The following is a 19,018-nucleotide window of genomic DNA, read 5'->3' as shown; positions in this document are numbered from 1 at the left end:
GTCAGTATAAATACTGGCTTGATTGAATCAGAGGAGCTGAAAATTAATGTTAAAATTTAATCATTGTCTTTATTTGCAGTATAAGCATAAGCATAGTTATAACCATAACCGTAGCTACTGCCTGTGGTGCGTTGAATATCATTCAAAATAACGCCTGTGACTTTTACGCCTGCTTGTTCAAAACGATTGACCGTTAATTCCAGTTCTTTAATTTGAGTTTGAGCATGACGTGCAATTACCAAATTGACGCCAGCATATTGCGACACAATAATACCGTCCGTAACCGCTAAAATAGGCGGTGTATCAATCAGAATATGATCGTATTGGCTAGATAAATGTTGCAGCATTTCTGCAAACTTGCTCGTACCCAAAAGTTCTGATGGATTTACAGGACTTTTACCACGCGACATACTGCTGAGGTTTTTGACATCAGTATCACGGATAATCTGATCTAAACCTTGTTGATTGCTTAAGTACTCGGATAAACCAGGTTGTGCATCGTGATTAAAATATTTATGCATATAACCGCGACGCATATCAGCATCAATTAGTAATACGCGTTTATCGTTCTGCGCCAAAATAGTTGCTAAGTTAATCGAGATGAAAGATTTACCCAATTCTGGAGCAGGGCCTGAAATCATAATGATGTTGTTTTTTGCGGTACTTAAGGCAAAATGAATCGCAGTACGCATACTTCGTAAGCTTTCAATCGCAATATCATCACTATTTTTAACTGCAAGAATAGGAATATTCTTTTTCTTTTTGAGTAGCTTAATACGGTTTTCTTGAATAGGTGAGCGCGGAACTGTGGCATATACAGGCAAGTCTAGTTCATTTTCAATTTGACTTGAATCTTTAATGCCAGAGCGCAGCATATTACGCATTAATGCCAATAATGTTCCTAAGAATGCACCTAAAAATAGAGCTAAAATTAAAATTTGCAATTTTTTTGGTGCAATCGGTGTAATCGGCAGTACTGCAGTATCCACAATGCGGACATTGCCGATTTCACCCGCTTTAGCGATACGTAATTGTTGATAAGAATTAAGCAAAGCTGTATACAGCTGAGTTTTCACTTCAACTTCACGGTACAGTTGTAAATAGCGACGTTGTAAATCTGGAAGTTGTTTCAGTGTTCCATTTAAGTCACCAATTTTTTTATTGATGGCAGTCAGTTGCGCATTCATCTGCTGCATCACGGGATGTTCGGCCGTATATTTTGCTGCCGCTTCTGCCAGTCTTTGCTCAATTTCTATCTTAGATGTTTCCAAGGTAATGCTTTGTGTTAAATAAAGTTCTGATTCTTTGGTCACATCTACAGTATTGAACTGTTGACGAAATTTATTAAATTCACGCTCTGCAACATCAAGCTGTTGTTTAAGTTCAGGCAATTGTTCATCTAAAAATTTCAGAGTTTGTGCTGTTTCGGCAGAACGACGCTCAATATTTTGTTGGCTATAGGCCACTAAAATTGCATTCAGTACCTGAGTGATATGTTGTTTATCTTCACCTTGATAATTTAAACCTAAAATACCCGTCAATTTGCCTTTTTCAGCCACAGAATAATTAGAAGTAATCGAATTCATGGCTGCGGGTAATGACATTTTCTGAATATGATACGTATCTTTGAGTGTGCTTTGCGTATAGATAGCGACTTTCCATGTGCCATATTCACTATTTAACTGGCTAGCCTGATTGATTGGGGCAGTTAAAACGATTTGGTTTGTAGTACTATCTGTGAGCGTAAATTGCTTATCTTTAAATTTGAGTAATAAGTTTTTATCTAAATAATAACTGGGTATTTCGAACTGGCGAACATCAAAAGATTTTGCATCATCTTTAAATACAATAAATTTTGGATTATAACTGGTCTGGTAATCATGCGGACTAAGTAAGCGGTCAAAAAAACCATTTTCAGTACCAGAAATCTTTAGATCTAAATTTAAGGTTTTAATCACTGAACCCAGTACTAAACGTGATTTCAAAATTTCAATTTCAGCTTGGGCTGGCTGCTTTTGTTCTACCATACTAGACAGATCACCCAGTAAAGCAGCAGAGGCCCCCTTATTTTCTTCAACCTGTACGAGTGCATCAACAGCGTAAGTATTGGGTGTAATTCTTAAATACAGTAATGCGCAAACTAAACTTAAAATCATGCACAGGGCAATCAGTTTCCATTGAGTGATCAGTGAAAAAAAGAGTTGTTTTAAATCAATGGTATCTTCAGTGTTGCTATTTTGGCTCATAATTTTTGCTATCAAAAAGTTAAATATATTTTTTCCAATCAGTCACACATGCTTGTATTAACTGACTGGTTTCATCGAATACAGTTTGTTCATGTCGATATGGGTCAGACACATTTTTACTTTGCCAGTGACCCAATCGAAACGTTTTTCCTTTAGCAAAAGGCCAAGTCTGTTCTATATGTTTTTGTTGATTTTGACTCATAACTAAAACTAAGTCTGCCTTTTTAATCAACTCGCTATTCAGCTTTTTGGCAACATGTGGCTGCATGTCAATACCAAGACGCTGCATACACAGGATTGCTTTTTGATCTGCAGCATGTCCAGTTAAACCAGAAATACCTGCAGACTCAATATGCAAATTTGGATATTGCTGCTTTAATAAATACTCTGCCATGGGACTGCGACAAATATTCCCGATACAAACCACCAGAATATTTTGAATATTCATAGTCTTAGTTGCTCAAATTATTAGCGGTGTTAAGAAGACCTGAAAAAGGAACAACTTGATTAATGACACGTTGCCAGCGCGCCAGACCAGAAGCATCGACATAGACAATATCATTACTTCGCATTTTAAACTGATTGGCCAAGCCAAAGTCACCAATACTGGTTAAGTCAAGATGATAAACTTCTGTACCATCATCATTCGGGTTGCTACGCACTACATAGATTTTACTGCGACTTGCTGAAAGGGGGTTTAAACCTAAACTTTCACCCAATACATCGCTCAAACTCATACCTTGATCACGCATTGGTAATGATTGGTTTCTACCTGACTCACCCATGACATAAATTTTTTGATTTTCTCTTGAATTGATATATAACGTGTCATTGGGTTGAATGAGTAAATTATGTAAAGAAAGACCAGCTTTTTCTAATTCAATGCTGTTGAGGTTATAGGTACGCCCCTGACGAACCAAGGTAATGGCAGTGTTATCACCTTTTTCATTTATCCCACCCGCAAGACCTAAAGCAGTATAAACACTGATGGGTTGGTCACTTAAAAAGAACTGACCACCACGTGTAACACTACCCTGTACAGAAAAGCGTTGTCCTTGATAAGAAACAACACGTGCAATCACATCGGGAGTCTTTAAGTAACGCGCCAGTTGACTGCGTAGCTCTTGATTGACTTGAGAAAGTGATTTTCCCGCAGCTTTGTAACGACCGATCATGGGAAATTGAATATAGCCACTTTGGTCAATTTGATAACCATTTGCTTGGGCCGATTGTTCACTACTTACAGAGCTGCTCATAAGTGTAATATCTGGATAAGCCCATAAATAAATTGATAAAATATCACCTGCACTTAACTTATAGTTTTTATGGGATGTCTGAAATAAATGAGCATAATTTTGTTGAATATTGATTTGCGCAGGTTGTAGCGCAGGAATGGATTCTCGAGTTAACTTCACTACATTGACTGCAGTGCCGAGTTCGGTTTGGTAAACACCTTCATTAGGTAAATCATAAGTTTGCAGCCCCGATGTAACAGCACAGCCTGTAGTTGTTACAGTGAGTGCACAAAGTAGAAAATATGGGTAATATCTCACTCGAAATCCTGTTTTATAAAAATAATCTAATTTTAAATTGCGACTATTTTACCTGCTTATACATAAAATAATAATAACAAATTGTTGCTTTTATTTTATAATCCATCAAATGCTCTTTATTGGCTAATATTCTAATTCCTTATAAGGTTTGAATGTAATTTTATGTGGATTTATTTTAATATAATTATTAATACAAATTCATTTTTAAGATAAAACTTGTCTTAGTTTTTATTGTATGTTTTTAACTATATATAATTTTAATTTTTTTGTGTCATTTTTGTTTTATTTATATAAATCATAGTTGGGGAGTTTTAGTTTGATGTTCTAATGATTATATATAGATTTTATTTGTCAGGGTTTGTATGGAAATTGAACAGTTTCTGTTGCTTTTTTTTAAACACAAAAGATCTTTGATTAAATATTTTGGTCATTAAAAATTGTTATTGTTTCTGCTATATTAGCTTCGGCTAAATTGGCCCCATTTTATTAATACATAAATAAACAAGATAAGGCTGTAGAATGTTGCAACTCTCGGAACTTAAAATTGCAGTAATTGGACTTGGCTATGTGGGACTTCCCTTAGCTGTTGAATTTGGAAAAAAAGTACCTGTGGTCGGGTTCGATATCTATCAAAAACGCATTGATGAGCTGAAAAGTGGTCAAGACCATACTTTGGAGGTTTCTCCTGAAGAGCTGGAACAAGCTCAATACTTAAGTTATTCGGCTAATTTAGACGATCTCAAAGATTGTAATTTTTTTATTGTGACTGTGCCTACGCCTATTGATGAGTTTAAGCAACCCGATTTAACACCGCTCGTTAAAGCCTCGGAAAGTATTGGTAAAGTATTAAGTGCCAATAATATTGTTGTATATGAGTCTACAGTATACCCAGGCGCAACAGAAGAAACGTGTATTCCCGTACTTGAAAAAGTATCAGGCTTAAAATTTAATCAGGATTTTTATGCTGGGTATAGTCCAGAACGGATTAATCCGGGTGATAAATTACACCGTGTAACCAATATTTTAAAAATCACATCAGGTTCTACTCCCGAAGTCGCTGACTTTGTAGATCAAGTTTATAATTTGGTGATTGAGGCAGGCACGCATAAAGCATCTAGTATAAAAGTTGCTGAAGCAGCGAAGGTAATTGAAAACACCCAGCGTGATGTCAATATTGCTTTAATTAATGAGCTTGCCATTATCTTTAATAAAATGGGTATTGATACCGAAGCTGTTTTAAAAGCCGCAGGCACCAAATGGAATTTTTTACCGTTCCGCCCTGGTTTAGTTGGCGGGCATTGTATTGGGGTGGATCCGTACTATTTAACCCATAAAGCACAAGCTATTGGCTATCATCCCGAAATTATTTTAGCAGGTCGTCGTTTAAATGACTCAATGGGTGCTTATGTTGTTACTCAGCTTGTAAAAAGTATGATTCAGAAAAAAATTCAAGTTGAAGGTGCAAAAGTTCTTGTTTTAGGTTTAAGTTTTAAAGAAGATTGTCCAGATATTCGCAATACCAAAATCATTGACATTGTACATGAGTTAAAAGAATACCATATGGATGTTGATATCTATGACCCTTGGGTAGATGTTACAGAGGCACAGCATGAGTATGGTGTTACGCCAGTACAGAATGTAGAAGCAAATAGCTATGATGCGGTAATTTTAGCAGTGGCTCATCATCAATTTAAAGATATGGGTGTAGATGCAATTCGTGCGTTGGGTAAATCAAGTCATGTCTTATACGACTTGAAATATGTACTTGATGCCACTGAATCTGATATTCGTCTTTAATTGTTAAAATAAGGAATAAGTAAGTATGGGCCAATATGAAACGGTATGTAAGCAATTAAAACAAGCACCTAAAACTTGGTTAGTCACAGGTGTGGCTGGTTTTATTGGCTCTAACTTATTAGAGACTTTATTAAAATTAGACCAAAAAGTAATAGGTTTAGATAACTTTGCAACTGGTCATCAGTACAACCTAGATGAAGTACAAGGTTTAGTTTCTGTCGAGCAATGGGCAAAATTTAAATTTATGGAAGGTGATATTCGGAAGTTTGAAGATTGCCAAAAAGCTTGTGCTGGTGTGGATTATGTTTTGCATCAGGCAGCTTTAGGTTCTGTACCACGTTCAATTGCAGACCCACTGACGACGAATGCAACCAATATCAGTGGGTTTTTAAATATGCTTACAGCTGCCCGTGATGCAGAAGTGTCTAGCTTTAGTTATGCTGCAAGTAGTTCTACTTATGGTGATCACCCAGCATTGCCAAAAGTGGAAGAAAATATAGGTAGTCCACTTTCGCCATATGCAGTCACAAAGTATGTAAATGAGCTTTATGCTGAAGTATTTGCACGTACCTACGGTTTTAAAGCGATTGGTTTACGTTACTTTAATGTATTTGGAAAGCGACAAGATCCAAATGGCGCATATGCAGCGGTTATTCCAAAATGGACAGCGGCCATCATTGCGGGTGACGATGTGTTTATTAATGGTGATGGTGAAACTAGTCGTGACTTCTGTTTTATTGAAAACACTGTACAGGCCAACATTTTAGCTGCAACGGCAACTGATGATGCAAAAAATCAAGTTTATAATGTGGCTGTAGGTGATCGTACGACTTTAAGTGTTTTATTTAATGCGATTAAAAGTGCTTTAAATGAAAATAGCGTGATTTATACCAAAGAACCTGTATACCGTGAGTTTCGCACTGGGGATGTACGTCACTCTCAGGCTAGTATTGAAAAGATCCAAACATCTTTAGGTTATGATCCAAAATTTAAAATTGGTGCGGGAATTCAAGTTGTTATGCAATGGTATGTTAAAAATCTGACATGAGCATGCAAACGCTTGTTGCAAAATATAAATCGATTGGACTAATTACATCCAGTTTATTAATAGGTGCGATAATTACATTTATCGCACTTCCTTTTTTAACACGTCTTTATTCTATTCATGATTTTGGTCACTATGGTGTGGCACTTGCTGTAGTTAGTGTACTTTCAACGATTTCCAATTTACGTTTAGATCAAGCTCAACTTATTGCAGATGATGTTGATCAAAAAAGTTTGATTTTTGAAGGCACTGTTTTTTCATTGATTTTTTGCGTGTTTGCTTCAGCAGGTTTGATCATTTTTTTTGATTGGATGACTATACTAGCTATTTGTTTTGGAGTGTTAGCCAATAGTTTAGTTCAAAGTGTTTATAATTATAAATTTGCACATGAGGCAGAGTTTTTCTGCGCATGCTTAAATATTTTTAGAAGCTTAATTGTAGTTTTAATGCAGTTGGGTTTACCAATATTTTTGAGCATTAGTTTAGTAAATAGTTATGCTATTAGCTCAGTTGTGATGATTTTGACTATATTGGTATATATTGTGATAAATCAGTTATATCAAGTGAGTTGGAAGAGCTACAAAAACTATAAAGATTTTATTTTTGCCAATACTCCGCACGCATTATTAAACAGCTTTTCACACAATTTACCTTACTATATTGTATTGCATTTTGTTGGGTATCAAGCAGTTGGTTTTTATTCAATTGTTGAACGTACCTTGCGTATGCCAATTAATTTAATCTCACAAACTGTTCGACAATTTTTTATTCGTAAGTTTAAAAATCAAGAGACTCCACGTGAAGCGTTAAAAAGTACTATCTTTTTAAGTTTAGTCTCTTTGCCTTTTTTTGCAATTTTCTTTGTTCTGCCTGAATCTATCTATCTGTTGATTTTTGGGCAAGAATGGGTAGGAATTTCACTTTATTTTAAAATTTTAGCTTTGGGTTATTGGGCAGTATTTTGTAACCCGCCCAGTTCAGCATATTTAATTGCAAAACGAAATAGCCAAGTGTTGTTTAGGCTTCAAATCGCTGAACTTGCGATCAAATTTATTATTTTTGGTCTGTTGTATTTGTATATAAGTAATAAGCTTTATATGTTAATTGCATTACCTATTTCGTTGATTTTTTACAATGTTTCCATTTTTTATGTCGTATGGAGAGATCCAAAGTGATTTTTTTTAAATTTTTTAAATTGTTCAATTGGTTCTCTGCATTTTGCCGAAAAATCATCTATAACTGCGCATTTGGTAGTCAATTTAAATACTTTGGAAAACGTACAAAGCTAGAAATTACTGGGAAGGTAAAAATTGGTAAAAATGTTTATATTGGTGATGATGCAACGATCATTGTTGAAAAAGGCGCATTACTTACTATAGGCGATAATAGTTTTATTGGTGAAAGTTGTTATATAAAGTGCTTTGGTGGGGCAATTGAAATAGGACATGATGTTAGTATTAACTCTAAGTCTTTTATTAATGGTTGTGGTGGCGTTAAAATAGGAAATAATACTCGTATTGGTACTCAAACTATTATTATTTCAAGTAATCATAACTTTGATAAAATAAATATATTAATGAGGGAGCAAGGTATTAGTAAGAAAGGAATTTACATAGGTGAAAATATTTGGTTGGGAGCCCGTACAACAGTTATAGATGGTGCTTATATTTCAAATAATTCTGTAATCGGGGCATGCAGTTTAGTTACAAAAAAACTGAATGAGTCTGGAGTATATGTTGGTATTCCTGCTAAAAAATTAAATAAATAATATGTATATTCAGATGCTATTAATGAATTTAATTATTAATTGATAACTTGCGCTAGTTTATAATTATTAAGGTTATATATGGGATTAATAAAATCTATTTTAACTATCTTTTTTGATTTAATTTATTTTTTGAGAAAAGGTAGCATAGCTTTTGCTCGAAAAAAAGGAGTAAAAGTAGGTGAACAATGTCGAATTTATATTAAAAATTGGGGTTCTGAGCCTTTCTTAATTTCGATAGGTGATGATGTCACTGTGACTTCAGGGGTTAAATTTATTACTCATGATGGGAGTACGTGTTTAGTTAAAAATTCAGAAGGCAAACGCTATCAACGTTTTGCACCGATCACTGTTGGTTCCCATGTATTTATTGGAGTTAATAGTATTATTATGCCTGGTATTAATATTGGATCAAACGTAGTGGTTGGCGCAGGCTCGGTGGTCACTAAGGATATTCCTGATAATAGTGTAGTAGTTGGTGTACCAGCCAGAGTGGTCTCTAGTTTTAACGATTTTCACGCTAAAATTGAAATCAGCTGTGCCAGTGATTCTGAACTTACTGGAGTTGGTAATTACCGTAAGCGTGTAGAGCTTGCTATTGAGCTGCAAAAAGCAAAAAAAAATGCTGAATAATTTCGTTCTTAATATATCCACTAAGGTCTATCCTTTATGTTGAAAAAAGTCATGTTCTTTTTACCCACATTGGGTGGTGGAGGTGCGGAGCGCACGGTCATTCAGCTAGCAAACAGTTTTGCGGAGCAAGGTTTAGATATTGATTTAGTAGTCTGCAACTTGCATGGAGAGAAAGCAAAGCTTTTACCAGAAGTTAGTATTAAAATTCAATTGATTAATCTTGATTGTAAACGAGTGATAAGTGCGATTATACCGCTTAAAAATTTATTAAAACGCGTAGATTACGATGTATTAATAGCAACACAGACGCATAGCAATATTGTCTGTGGTATTGCAAAGAAAATGGCAAAAGTAACAACTAAATTGATTTTCCGTGAGGTGTCAACTCCCTCTAAAAATATGAAGCTCTCAGGTTTAAAGAAATTGATATTTAAATTTCTGATTAACTGGATCTATTCTTCAGTGCAACATGTTGTTTGTGTTTCAAATGGAGTATTGAATGATTTTCGGGAATACTATGCTTATTCTGGAAATAATTTAATCACTATTTATAACCCTGTACTGGATGAGGCGTATTTTGAGAAGCTAAATTTACCGGTAAAGCATCGTTTTATTAATGATGTTAACAGGGTAATAATAGCAGTAGGTCGCTTAACTGAAGCGAAAAATTTTGGCTTTCTCATTCGTTCATTTGCAGAATTGCATCGCTACTATCCTGAAACTCGCTTAATTATTTTGGGCGAGGGTGAGTTGCGTGATGAATTTGAAGTATTAGTGTCACAGCTTGGAATAAACAATGCTGTTGACTTGCCTGGTTTCGATTCCAATCCATACGCATATTTTAAATATGCTTCATTATTTGTGCTTAGTTCTAATTGGGAGGGCTTACCAGGCGTTTTGATTCAGGCGCTTGCATCAAAAGTTAAAGTAGTGAGTACTGATTGCCCTAGCGGCCCCATAGAGATTTTGGAGCATGCTAAATTTGGACTATTGGTGGCATGTAATGACCAAGTTGCTATGGTTGCAGCAATGCAACAGGCAATTTTTGGTGAGTACATAAAATTTTCCGAAACGGATTTTGAACAGCATTGTCAGCAGTTTAACAAGCAACAAGTTCAGTTTCGCTATTTGACTTTGATGGAGCAATCTATATGACTCAGAATAAAGAAATTATTGTACATGTAATCACCAACTTTGCAGGCGTGGGCGGTGCAGAAATGATGCTAGCTCGTTTGATTCAGAAAACTGAGCGAGACTTCGAGCATGTGATTATTTCATTAATTAAAACTTCAGAAGTGTATCAATCAACTTTAGAACGCTGTAAATCATATTATGCTTTGGATTGGAATGGTGTAAATTCATTGCAAGTGATATTTCGGTTGCGCAAATTACTATCACAATTTTCACCAAAAAGTGTGCAGTGTTGGATGTATCATGCCAATATTTTAACTAGTATCAGCATGATGGGTTTAAAACATCCTCCGAAGATATTTTGGGGTATTCATCATTCACTATCCTCACCAAAAGAAGAATCACTTAGTACAAAAACTGCTTTAGTAGTTAGTAAATTTTTAGCTAGAAAACCGGTAGGTATCATTTACTGCGCACATTCTTCACTTACTCAACATCGACAATTTGGTTTTCAGAATCAGAATTCGACGGTAATTCCAAATGGTGTATTTTTAGATAACTTTAAACTGAATACCAAATTGCATCAGCCTTTGGTAGTTGGATTTGCAGGACGCTATCATACAGCAAAAGGCTATCCTTATTTGTTTGAAACGATGGCAAAACTCAAAGATGAGCCAATAATTTTTAAAATTGTCGGTAGTGGAGCAAGTTTAAATAATGACAAAGTAAAAACCTTATTTGAAAAATACCAACTAGATGCTGCTAAAGTCCAATTGCTTGATCAAATTTCAGATATGCCAAATTTTTATCAGTCAATAGATGTTTTTCTAATGACATCAATCACCGAAGGTTTTCCAAATGTATTAGTAGAAGCTATGGCATCAGGAGTACCTTGTATTAGCACTGACGTAGGTGATGCTAAATATATTGTTGATAATAATGAATATATAGTAAAAGCAAGAGATTCCCACGGATTAAGAAATGCTATTTTAAAATATTATAATTTATCAGAAAATGAAAAAATAGAATTAAAAGAAAAATCACGTGAAAAAATTGAGAAGAAATTTTCTATTGATTGGGTGGCAATGCAATATATAAAATTTTGGGAAACTTGATATCAATTTTTTTGTTCGCATGAAATTTCGAAATGAATTTAATTTTTTTATGGTGCAGATCTAATGTATTTTAACTTTGACCCAGTGTCAAATTTTTTGTGGACTCCAATATTAATTGCTTTTTTTATTATTATTTCATTGAAAATCTGTGAGTATTTTAAAGTAAATTTTAAAAAAAGTTGTTTTTTATTTTTTTGGCATACTTTTTTTTGTTTTATATATCTTTATTATTCTTTAACTCAAGGTGGTGACTCAATTGTTTATTATCAAAGGGCTATCAGTGATGAATTAATAGAATTTAATTTTGGTACATCTTTTGTTGTTATTTTTACTAGGTTTTTTACAAATTTGGGGTTTTCATATGTGGACCTTTTTTTAATAAATAATTTTTTTGGCTATATAGGTTTATTGGCATTTTCAAGTGCAATTCAGAGTGCAACATATAATAAAAGTAGAAGTATAAAATTATTTGGAGTGATTCTATTATTATTACCTTCAGTTAGTTTTTGGACAACTGCTTTAGGTAAAGATGCAATCTCATTTATGGCTATAGGACTAGCATTGTGGGCAGCATTAGACTTTAAGAAAAGAAAAATATTATTATTATTTAGCATATTTTGTATGTTTTTAGTGCGTCCACATATGGGAGCTATTTTAGCAATTTCTTTTATTTTTGCATTAATTTTTGATAAAAAAACGACAATATATATAAAAATATTTTTAGGCTTAATATGTACTTTATGTACTGCTTTAATTATTCCTATTATGCTTAATTACATAGGTTTGGGTGAGGCTGAAGGCTTATCTGACGTAGACCAGTATGTGGATAAAAGACAAAATTCTAATTTAGGCGGGGGGAGTAGTGTTGACATTTCATCTATGAGCTTGCCCATGCAAATGGTAACTTATTTATTCCGTCCTCTACCTTTTGAAGCACATAGTGTATTTGCCTTATTAGCTTCTTTAGATAATTTGATTTTAATATGTATTTTTATTATGGGTAGCTTGGCTATATTGAAAAAAAATAAACCTACTGTTGAGTCTAATCGAATTTTTTTGTGGATATATTTTTATTTTTCTTTAATTGTTTTGGCAAGTACTACGGCAAATTTAGGTATTGCTATGCGCCAAAAATGGATGTTTATTCCATTTATAGTTTTTCTATTTTTATCTATTATTGGTTCGAAAAATATTAACTTAATAGGAAATAAAAAATAGTGAGATTTTTAATGATTTCTAGCTTTCTCCCTTCGGTGCTAAATTTTCGTGGGAAACTTCTTGAGCAGATTCATGCTCAAGATTTTGAAATTCATATTTTAGCTCCCGATTTAGAATTGTTTGAAAATGAAAGGCAGAAACTTGAAAATTTAGGATATAAATTGCATAAAGTTTCAATGCAACGTACGGGCACAAACCCGATATCCGATGTAAAAACCTTGTTCGAAATTTATAAGTTAATACAGAAAATAAAACCTGATTATGTTTTATCTTATACGATTAAACCTGTGATCTATGGGACACTGGCAGCATGGTTGACAAAAGTACCACGTCGCTATGCCTTAATTACAGGTTTAGGCTATGCTTTCCAAAATGTAGAAACTAATAATAAGCGTAGTATTTTCCAAAAACTCGTGCATGGTTTATATCAGCAAGCGTTATCGCATAGCCATAAAGTATTTTTTCAAAATCCAGATGACTTAAAGCTATTTCAAGATTTAAAACTAATCAAGACTAATATTCCTGTAGTGGTCGTAAATGGCTCAGGGGTAAATGTTGCCGACTTTAATGTATTGCCTTTACCTGTAGCACCTGATCAAAAAATTAAAATTTCCTTTTTACTGATTGCTCGATTATTAGTAGATAAAGGAGTAAGAGAATATGCGAAAGCCGCAAAAATCATAAAAGATAAATATCCAGATGTAGAATTTAATTTAGTCGGTTGGATTGATGAAAATCCATCTGCAATTACACAACCTGAATTAGATAAATGGATTTCTAGTGAAACTGTAAAATATTGGGGTAAATTAACGGATGTTCGCCCTGCAATTGCAGAATGCTCAGTTTATGTTTTACCGTCATATCGTGAAGGAACACCTAGAACCGTATTAGAGGCGATGGCCATGGGGCGTGCAATTATTACAACAGATGCACCTGGTTGCCGTGAAACTGTTATAAATGGTGATAATGGTTTTTTGGTTGAAGTTAAATCTGTAGAAAGTCTAGTAGAAGCGATGGAAAAATTTATTAAACAACCTGAGCTTATAGAAAAAATGGGTAAGCGTTCACGGGATCTTGCTTTAACTAAGTATGATGTAAACCAAGTGAATAAACATATGATGCAAGAGATGGAATTAATTTAAATGCTAAAACGCTTACTCGATATCATTATTGCCTCTATTGCCCTTATCCTCCTTTCGCCCTTATACGCTTTTGTCGCTTATAAAGTGAAAAAGAACTTAGGTTCACCTGTACTGTTTCGTCAAGTACGTCCGGGTTTACATGGCAAACCATTTGAAATGATTAAATTTCGCACCATGAAAGATGCGGTAGATGCTCAAGGTAATCCTTTACCAGACAGTGAACGTTTAACGCCGTTTGGTAAAATGTTGCGTTCAACAAGTCTGGATGAAATGCCAGAACTTTGGAACGTCATAAAAGGTGATATGAGTGTGGTTGGGCCACGTCCATTGCTTACAGAATATTTACCTTTATACAATGCAGAACAAGCCAAACGTCATCATGTGCGTCCAGGTATGACGGGGCATGCTCAGGTCAATGGCCGTAATGCGATAGGCTGGGAAGAAAAGTTTAAACTCGATACATGGTACGTTGAAAACCAGTCGACACTACTTGATTTTAAAATCATGTTTAAAACTGTACATAAAGTGCTAGCGAAAGATGATATTAGTGCAGAAGGCGAGGTAACCATGACTAAATTCACGGGTACAAAAACAACGATTGATGAACGAAAACATGACTAATATGTATGCGATTTATGGCTCTTCAGGTTGTGGACGTAGCTTAATGCCAGTGGCTAGAGAGCATTTGAAACGTTTGGGGATTCAGTCTGATATTTATTTCATTGATGATCGTTTAACAGAACAAACGATCATCAATCGTCATATTGCTTTAAGTTATAGCGCTTTTAAAGCCCTACCAAGTAACAATAAGTATGTATTAATTGCAATTGCAAATAGTAAAATTCGTGAAAAGCTTGCACAGCAACTGGAACATGACCAAATACTATTATGGTCTATACAGGCAAATAATACTTTGCTCATGGATGAAGTCGATATTGCAGAAGGTGCTGCGCTAAGCCCTTTTGTAACGCTGACTTCTAATATTAAAATTGGTAAATGTTTTCATGCCAATTTATATAGTTATGTGGAACATGATTGCATCATTGGTGACTATGTCACTTTTGCACCTGGGGTCAAGTGTAACGGCAATATTCATATTGAAGACCATGTTTATATCGGTACAGGTGCTGTGATTAAACAAGGTACGCCAGAAAAACCGCTAGTCATTGGTAAAGGTGCAATTGTAGGAATGGGGGCGGTTGTGACCAAGAGCGTAGCAGCAGGAACCACAGTGGTTGGCAATCCTGCGCGCATTTTAGAGAAGAAATAAAGATTTTTAAAATTAATTTGGGAAATGAATATGTTAAACACTGCATTTGAACCTTGGCCAAGCTTTACTCAAAATGAGGCAGATGCTGTATCGAAAGTTTTACTATCGAACAAAGTAAACTATTGGACGGGGCAAGAGTGCCGTGAGTTTGAAAAAGAATTTGCCGAGTTTTCTGGAACGAAGTATGCAGTTGCACTGGCAAATGGTACGGTGGCTTTAGATGTTGCACTCAAAGCACTCGGCATTGGTGCTGGCGATGATGTGATTGTTACTTCACGCACATTCTTAGCCTCAGCAAGTTCTATCGTCACAGCAGGCGCTAATCCTGTTTTTGCAGATGTTGAACTGGACTCACAAAATATTTCAGCCCGAACGATTGAGGCTGTACTGACACCCAATACCAAAGCCATTATCTGTGTTCACTTGGCGGGTTGGATGTGTGATATGGATCCGATTATGCAGCTTGCGCAGCAAAAAGGTTTATATGTCATTGAAGATTGCGCACAGGCACATGGCGCACAGTATAAAGGTAAGCCAGCAGGTTCGATTGGTCATATTAGTGCATGGTCATTTTGCCAAGATAAAATTATGACCACAGGTGGTGAAGGCGGTATGGTCACCACTAATGATGAAAGTTTGTGGAAAACCATGTGGTCCTATAAAGACCATGGGAAAAATTTTGATAGCATTTATAACAAGCAGCATCCACCTGGATTCCGTTGGCTACATGATTCATTTGGCACCAACTGGCGCATGATGGAAATGCAAGCGGTGATCGGACGCATTCAACTGACTCAAATGCCAGAATGGACCAAAAAACGTACTGAAAATACGGAAATGATTTTAAGTGCTTTTGAGCAGAGTCCTTATTTTACAGTCCATCGTCATTTAGGTGATTATGTGCATGCATGTTATAAATGTTATGTACAGGTCAATATTGAAGCCTTACCTGAAGGTTGGTCGCGCGACCGAATTATGCAAGAGATTAATGCCGCAGGCGTACCGTGTTTTAGTGGATCTTGTTCAGAAGTATATTTAGAGCATGCTTTTGATGGTACACACTGGAGACCTGAAAAACGATTGGAAAATGCTCAGAAACTAGGTGAAACCAGTTTAATGTTCCTCGTGCATCCAACTTTAAGTCTGGACAGTATGCATAAAACGGTTAAGGCCATTCAGCATGTAATGAGCCAGCTGTAAACTGAATGGGTTTATATGACCTTATTAAATGAAATAAACCAATTCGATGTTGGATATCTAGATGAAGAAATCATGCTTTCATCTAGATAAAATAGCCAAATTGAAAAAAAGAAGTTTTCCTGTGAAATCAATTATTGTTCCATTTGCGGCAGCACCTAGACAAACCAAGCAAATTTTTTTAGTTGCTTTAGATTTTGTTGTTTTCCCTATTTTGATTTGGCTATGCTTTGTTATCCGTGAGTTTAATTTAGGTGCAGAAGTCGTCCCTAACCTTGCTTTTGGCTCATTGTGGGTCAGTTTTTTAGCGGTGGCTGCACTTTTTATCAGTGGTGTTTATCGCTTTATTGTCCGTACTTTTAACGAAGTCTTTATTGCCAAACTGGCATTTGCAACCACTTTAACCGTGGTTGGTTTGTACGCGATCGCTTATTGTACTCATGCTTTTATTCCTACTTCCATTCCTCTCATGTTTGGTTTTATGATGTTTGCTTGGATTTGGGTGAGTCGTGGCATTATTCGTGCCATTGTAAAATCATACTTACAATCTGATGTTCCACGTAAACGTGTCGCAATTTATGGCGCAGGTTATGCAGGGCAGCAAGTGGCTGCAGCTTTATACCGCTCGAATGAACACTTACCCGTGTTTTTTATTGATGATGATGCCTCTTTGTTTGGTCAAATGATGGGGGGGCTCAAAGTTTATAGTCCAGCCTATGCACTCAAGTTATTTGCCAAACAACAAGTCGATGAAATTCTGATTGCCTTGCCTTCGGTGGGTCGGGTCAGAAAAAGCGAAATTGTTAAATTCTTAGAACCAGCACACCTCAAAATTACTGAAATTCCAGGTTTAACCAAACTGGTGGATGGCGAAATTCGAGTTTCAGATATTCAAGAAGTGGATATTATTGATTTGCTGGGGCGTGACCCAGTTCCACCTATTCAAGAGTTATTGGCCAAAAATATTTTCAATAAAGTAGTGATGGTCACAGGTGCAGGCGGTTCGATTGGTTCAGAACTGTGTCGTCAAATTATTAAAAATAAACCTCAAAAATTGGTCATTTATGAACTGACCGAATTTGCCTTATACAGTATTGATAAAGAACTGAAATTAAATACCGAAATTGAAATCGTGCCTATATTGGGAACGGTGCTTGATCAGCCAAAACTTGAACGCGTTATTGAACAATATCAAGTACAAACGGTTTATCATGCTGCGGCTTATAAACATGTGCCGTTAGTGGAATGTAATCCACTGGCTGGACTGAAGAATAATTCGATTGGAACTGCTTTTAGTTTAAATGCGGCCGTTAAAAAAGGTGTAGAAACCTTTGTTTTAATTTCTACAGATAAGGCCGTACGCCCAACCAATGTCATGGGCGCATCGAAACGTATGGCAGAATTATATTGCCAAGCCATGGCGGAAGCACAGGATCAAACTCAAGTCAGTATTGTGCGTTTTGGTAATGTGTTGGGTTCCTCAGGTTCGGTGGTACCACTCTTTAAACAACAAATTCTCAAAGGTGGCCCCATTACGGTGACCCATCCCGATGTAACGCGTTATTTTATGACCATTCCTGAAGCTTCACAGTTGGTCATTCAGGCAGGAGCATTGGGTGAAGGTGGAGATGTGTTCTTACTTGATATGGGAGAGCCTGTTCGTATTCAGGATTTAGCCCGTCAAATGATTTCGCTCAGTGGTCTAAAGGTGCGTGAACAAGATTCAAAAACTGGTGATATTGAAATTCAATATTCAGGTTTACGCCCAGGTGAAAAACTGTATGAGGAATTATTGATTGATCATGAAGATACTGAAATTACGCAACATAGTCGTATTTTAAGGTCTATTGAAAAGCATTATCCTTTAGATGAGTTGATTACAGTTTTTGATCAGATGTATCTATTAACTGCTGTCGATGATGATGTGAATTGGGCCTTGGCACAATTGGAATATTATGTTGATGGTTACCATCGCGGCAAAGAAATTAAAGTCAATTAAAAGGCACAACTAGCTAGGTACAGAAATGATTAAAAAAGCGATTCTTCCAGTGGCCGGTTTAGGAACTCGCTTTTTGCCTGCCAGTAAATCGATTCCGAAAGAAATGGTGACTGTGGTCGATCGGCCTGCTATCGAGTATGTGGTAAAAGAGGCAATCGCCGCAGGGATTGAGCAAATTATTTTGGTCACGCATTCATCAAAAGCGTCGATTGAAAATTATTTTGACCGTAATTTTGAACTGGAAAACAGTTTAGAACAAAAGAAAAAATTCGATTTACTCAAAGAAATTACCGAAATTTTGCCTGCTCATGTCACTGTAGTGAGTGTGCGCCAAGCACAACCTTTAGGTTTGGGGCATGCGGTACTTTGCGCTAAAGATCTTGTCGGTGATGATGCCTTCGCGGTGCTCTTACCTGATGTGTTGGTCAAAGATACGAATGAAAAAAATGATTTGTCTTTAATGATTCAACGTTTTCAGCAGACACAAACCGCACAAATTATGGTTGAAGCAGTGCCGAAGCATTTGGTTGATCAGTATGGCATTGTTGATGTTGCAACACTTCCTGCCGAAGGTGAAAGTGTCACGATGCAGAGCATTGTGGAAAAACCAGATGTAGCAGATGCACCGTCTAATCTCTCTGTCGTCGGGCGTTATATTTTACCTGCCAAAATTATGCAGTTATTGCAGCAAACGCCGAAAGGTGCCGGCAATGAAATCCAATTGACCGATGCGATTGCTTTGTTGCAACACACTGAGCAAGTCGAGGCTTATCGTATGAAAGGTCAGACCTTTGACTGTGGCAATAAATTGGGTTATTTAAAAGCAGTATTACATTATGGTGTGGCACATCCAACATTGGGTACAGAATTTAAAGCTTTGATTCAAGAGTTGGCATTATAGACAGGG

Annotated in this window: 17 protein-coding genes; 14 read left to right on the top strand and 3 right to left on the bottom strand. The window is 36.0% G+C overall.

Annotated elements, in window-relative coordinates:
* Positions 1-56 precede the first annotated feature (56 nt).
* The 3 genes from GA0116959_RS09100 to GA0116959_RS09090 are packed head-to-tail and all read right to left on the bottom strand — an operon-like array spanning position 57 to position 3,799.
* Positions 57-2,246, bottom strand: coding sequence for a polysaccharide biosynthesis tyrosine autokinase (locus tag GA0116959_RS09100; RefSeq protein WP_092720404.1), 2,190 nt, complete (start codon positions 2,244-2,246; stop codon positions 57-59).
* Between the two features lie 19 nt (positions 2,247-2,265).
* Positions 2,266-2,694, bottom strand: a complete 429-nt coding sequence (locus tag GA0116959_RS09095) for a low molecular weight protein-tyrosine-phosphatase (protein WP_092720363.1) — start codon at positions 2,692-2,694, stop codon at positions 2,266-2,268.
* A 4-nt stretch (positions 2,695-2,698) separates the two neighbouring features.
* Complete coding sequence (locus GA0116959_RS09090; protein WP_092720361.1) at positions 2,699-3,799, bottom strand: polysaccharide biosynthesis/export family protein; 1,101 nt, start codon at positions 3,797-3,799, stop codon at positions 2,699-2,701.
* A gap of 519 nt (positions 3,800-4,318) precedes the next feature.
* Between GA0116959_RS09090 and tviB the strand changes: the two genes are divergently transcribed.
* The 14 genes from tviB (at position 4,319) to galU (ending at position 19,012) form a co-directional block, all read left to right on the top strand.
* The gene (gene tviB / locus GA0116959_RS09085) at positions 4,319-5,596 is read left to right on the top strand and encodes a Vi polysaccharide biosynthesis UDP-N-acetylglucosamine C-6 dehydrogenase TviB (RefSeq protein WP_092720360.1); all 1,278 of its coding nucleotides are present in this window, start codon (positions 4,319-4,321) and stop codon (positions 5,594-5,596) included.
* A 25-nt stretch (positions 5,597-5,621) separates the two neighbouring features.
* Positions 5,622-6,644 carry an NAD-dependent epimerase/dehydratase family protein gene (locus tag GA0116959_RS09080; protein ID WP_092720358.1) on the top strand — a complete coding sequence of 341 codons (1,023 nt, stop codon included), beginning with the start codon at positions 5,622-5,624 and terminating at the stop codon, positions 6,642-6,644.
* A 2-nt stretch (positions 6,645-6,646) separates the two neighbouring features.
* Complete coding sequence (locus GA0116959_RS09075) at positions 6,647-7,816, top strand: lipopolysaccharide biosynthesis protein (protein ID WP_244878585.1); 1,170 nt, start codon at positions 6,647-6,649, stop codon at positions 7,814-7,816.
* A complete protein-coding gene (locus GA0116959_RS09070) occupies positions 7,813-8,409 on the top strand; it encodes an acyltransferase (protein ID WP_244878584.1) in 597 nt (198 codons plus the stop codon). The genes GA0116959_RS09075 and GA0116959_RS09070 overlap by 4 nt, the downstream gene beginning before the upstream one ends.
* Before the next feature lie 78 nt (positions 8,410-8,487).
* The gene (locus tag GA0116959_RS09065) at positions 8,488-9,039 is read left to right on the top strand and encodes an acyltransferase (RefSeq protein ID WP_092720353.1); all 552 of its coding nucleotides are present in this window, start codon (positions 8,488-8,490) and stop codon (positions 9,037-9,039) included.
* Positions 9,040-9,075: 36 nt separating this feature from the next.
* Positions 9,076-10,194: a glycosyltransferase gene (locus GA0116959_RS09060; protein WP_092720351.1), complete on the top strand. Its 1,119-nt coding sequence runs from the start codon at positions 9,076-9,078 to the stop codon at positions 10,192-10,194.
* Positions 10,191-11,285, top strand: coding sequence for a glycosyltransferase (locus GA0116959_RS09055; RefSeq protein ID WP_092720349.1), 1,095 nt, complete (start codon positions 10,191-10,193; stop codon positions 11,283-11,285). Before GA0116959_RS09060 ends, GA0116959_RS09055 begins: the two co-directional genes overlap by 4 nt.
* Positions 11,286-11,348: 63 nt before the next feature.
* Entirely contained in the window at positions 11,349-12,503 is a 1,155-nt protein-coding gene (locus GA0116959_RS09050; RefSeq protein WP_092720347.1) for a hypothetical protein, read from the top strand.
* Entirely contained in the window at positions 12,503-13,645 is a 1,143-nt protein-coding gene (locus GA0116959_RS09045) for a glycosyltransferase family 4 protein (protein ID WP_092720344.1), read from the top strand. Before GA0116959_RS09050 ends, GA0116959_RS09045 begins: the two co-directional genes overlap by 1 nt.
* Positions 13,646-14,266 carry a sugar transferase gene (locus tag GA0116959_RS09040; RefSeq protein ID WP_092720342.1) on the top strand — a complete coding sequence of 207 codons (621 nt, stop codon included), beginning with the start codon at positions 13,646-13,648 and terminating at the stop codon, positions 14,264-14,266. It abuts the gene before it with no gap.
* Positions 14,259-14,915, top strand: a complete 657-nt coding sequence (locus tag GA0116959_RS09035; RefSeq protein ID WP_171256896.1) for a NeuD/PglB/VioB family sugar acetyltransferase — start codon at positions 14,259-14,261, stop codon at positions 14,913-14,915. The genes GA0116959_RS09040 and GA0116959_RS09035 overlap by 8 nt, the downstream gene beginning before the upstream one ends.
* Before the next feature lie 30 nt (positions 14,916-14,945).
* Positions 14,946-16,115 carry a DegT/DnrJ/EryC1/StrS family aminotransferase gene (locus GA0116959_RS09030; protein ID WP_092720338.1) on the top strand — a complete coding sequence of 390 codons (1,170 nt, stop codon included), beginning with the start codon at positions 14,946-14,948 and terminating at the stop codon, positions 16,113-16,115.
* 121 nt (positions 16,116-16,236) lie between these two features.
* A complete protein-coding gene (locus GA0116959_RS09025; RefSeq protein WP_092720468.1) occupies positions 16,237-18,111 on the top strand; it encodes a polysaccharide biosynthesis protein in 1,875 nt (624 codons plus the stop codon).
* A 25-nt stretch (positions 18,112-18,136) separates the two neighbouring features.
* A complete protein-coding gene (galU, locus tag GA0116959_RS09020) occupies positions 18,137-19,012 on the top strand; it encodes a UTP--glucose-1-phosphate uridylyltransferase GalU (RefSeq protein ID WP_092720336.1) in 876 nt (291 codons plus the stop codon).
* Positions 19,013-19,018 lie beyond the last annotated feature (6 nt).

The sequence above is a fragment of the Acinetobacter albensis genome (assembly GCF_900095025.1).
GTDB classification, from domain to species: Bacteria; Pseudomonadota; Gammaproteobacteria; order Pseudomonadales; family Moraxellaceae; genus Acinetobacter; species Acinetobacter albensis.
Note: the sequence above shows the minus strand (reverse complement) of the source record. Positions and strands in the feature narration are given on the sequence as shown.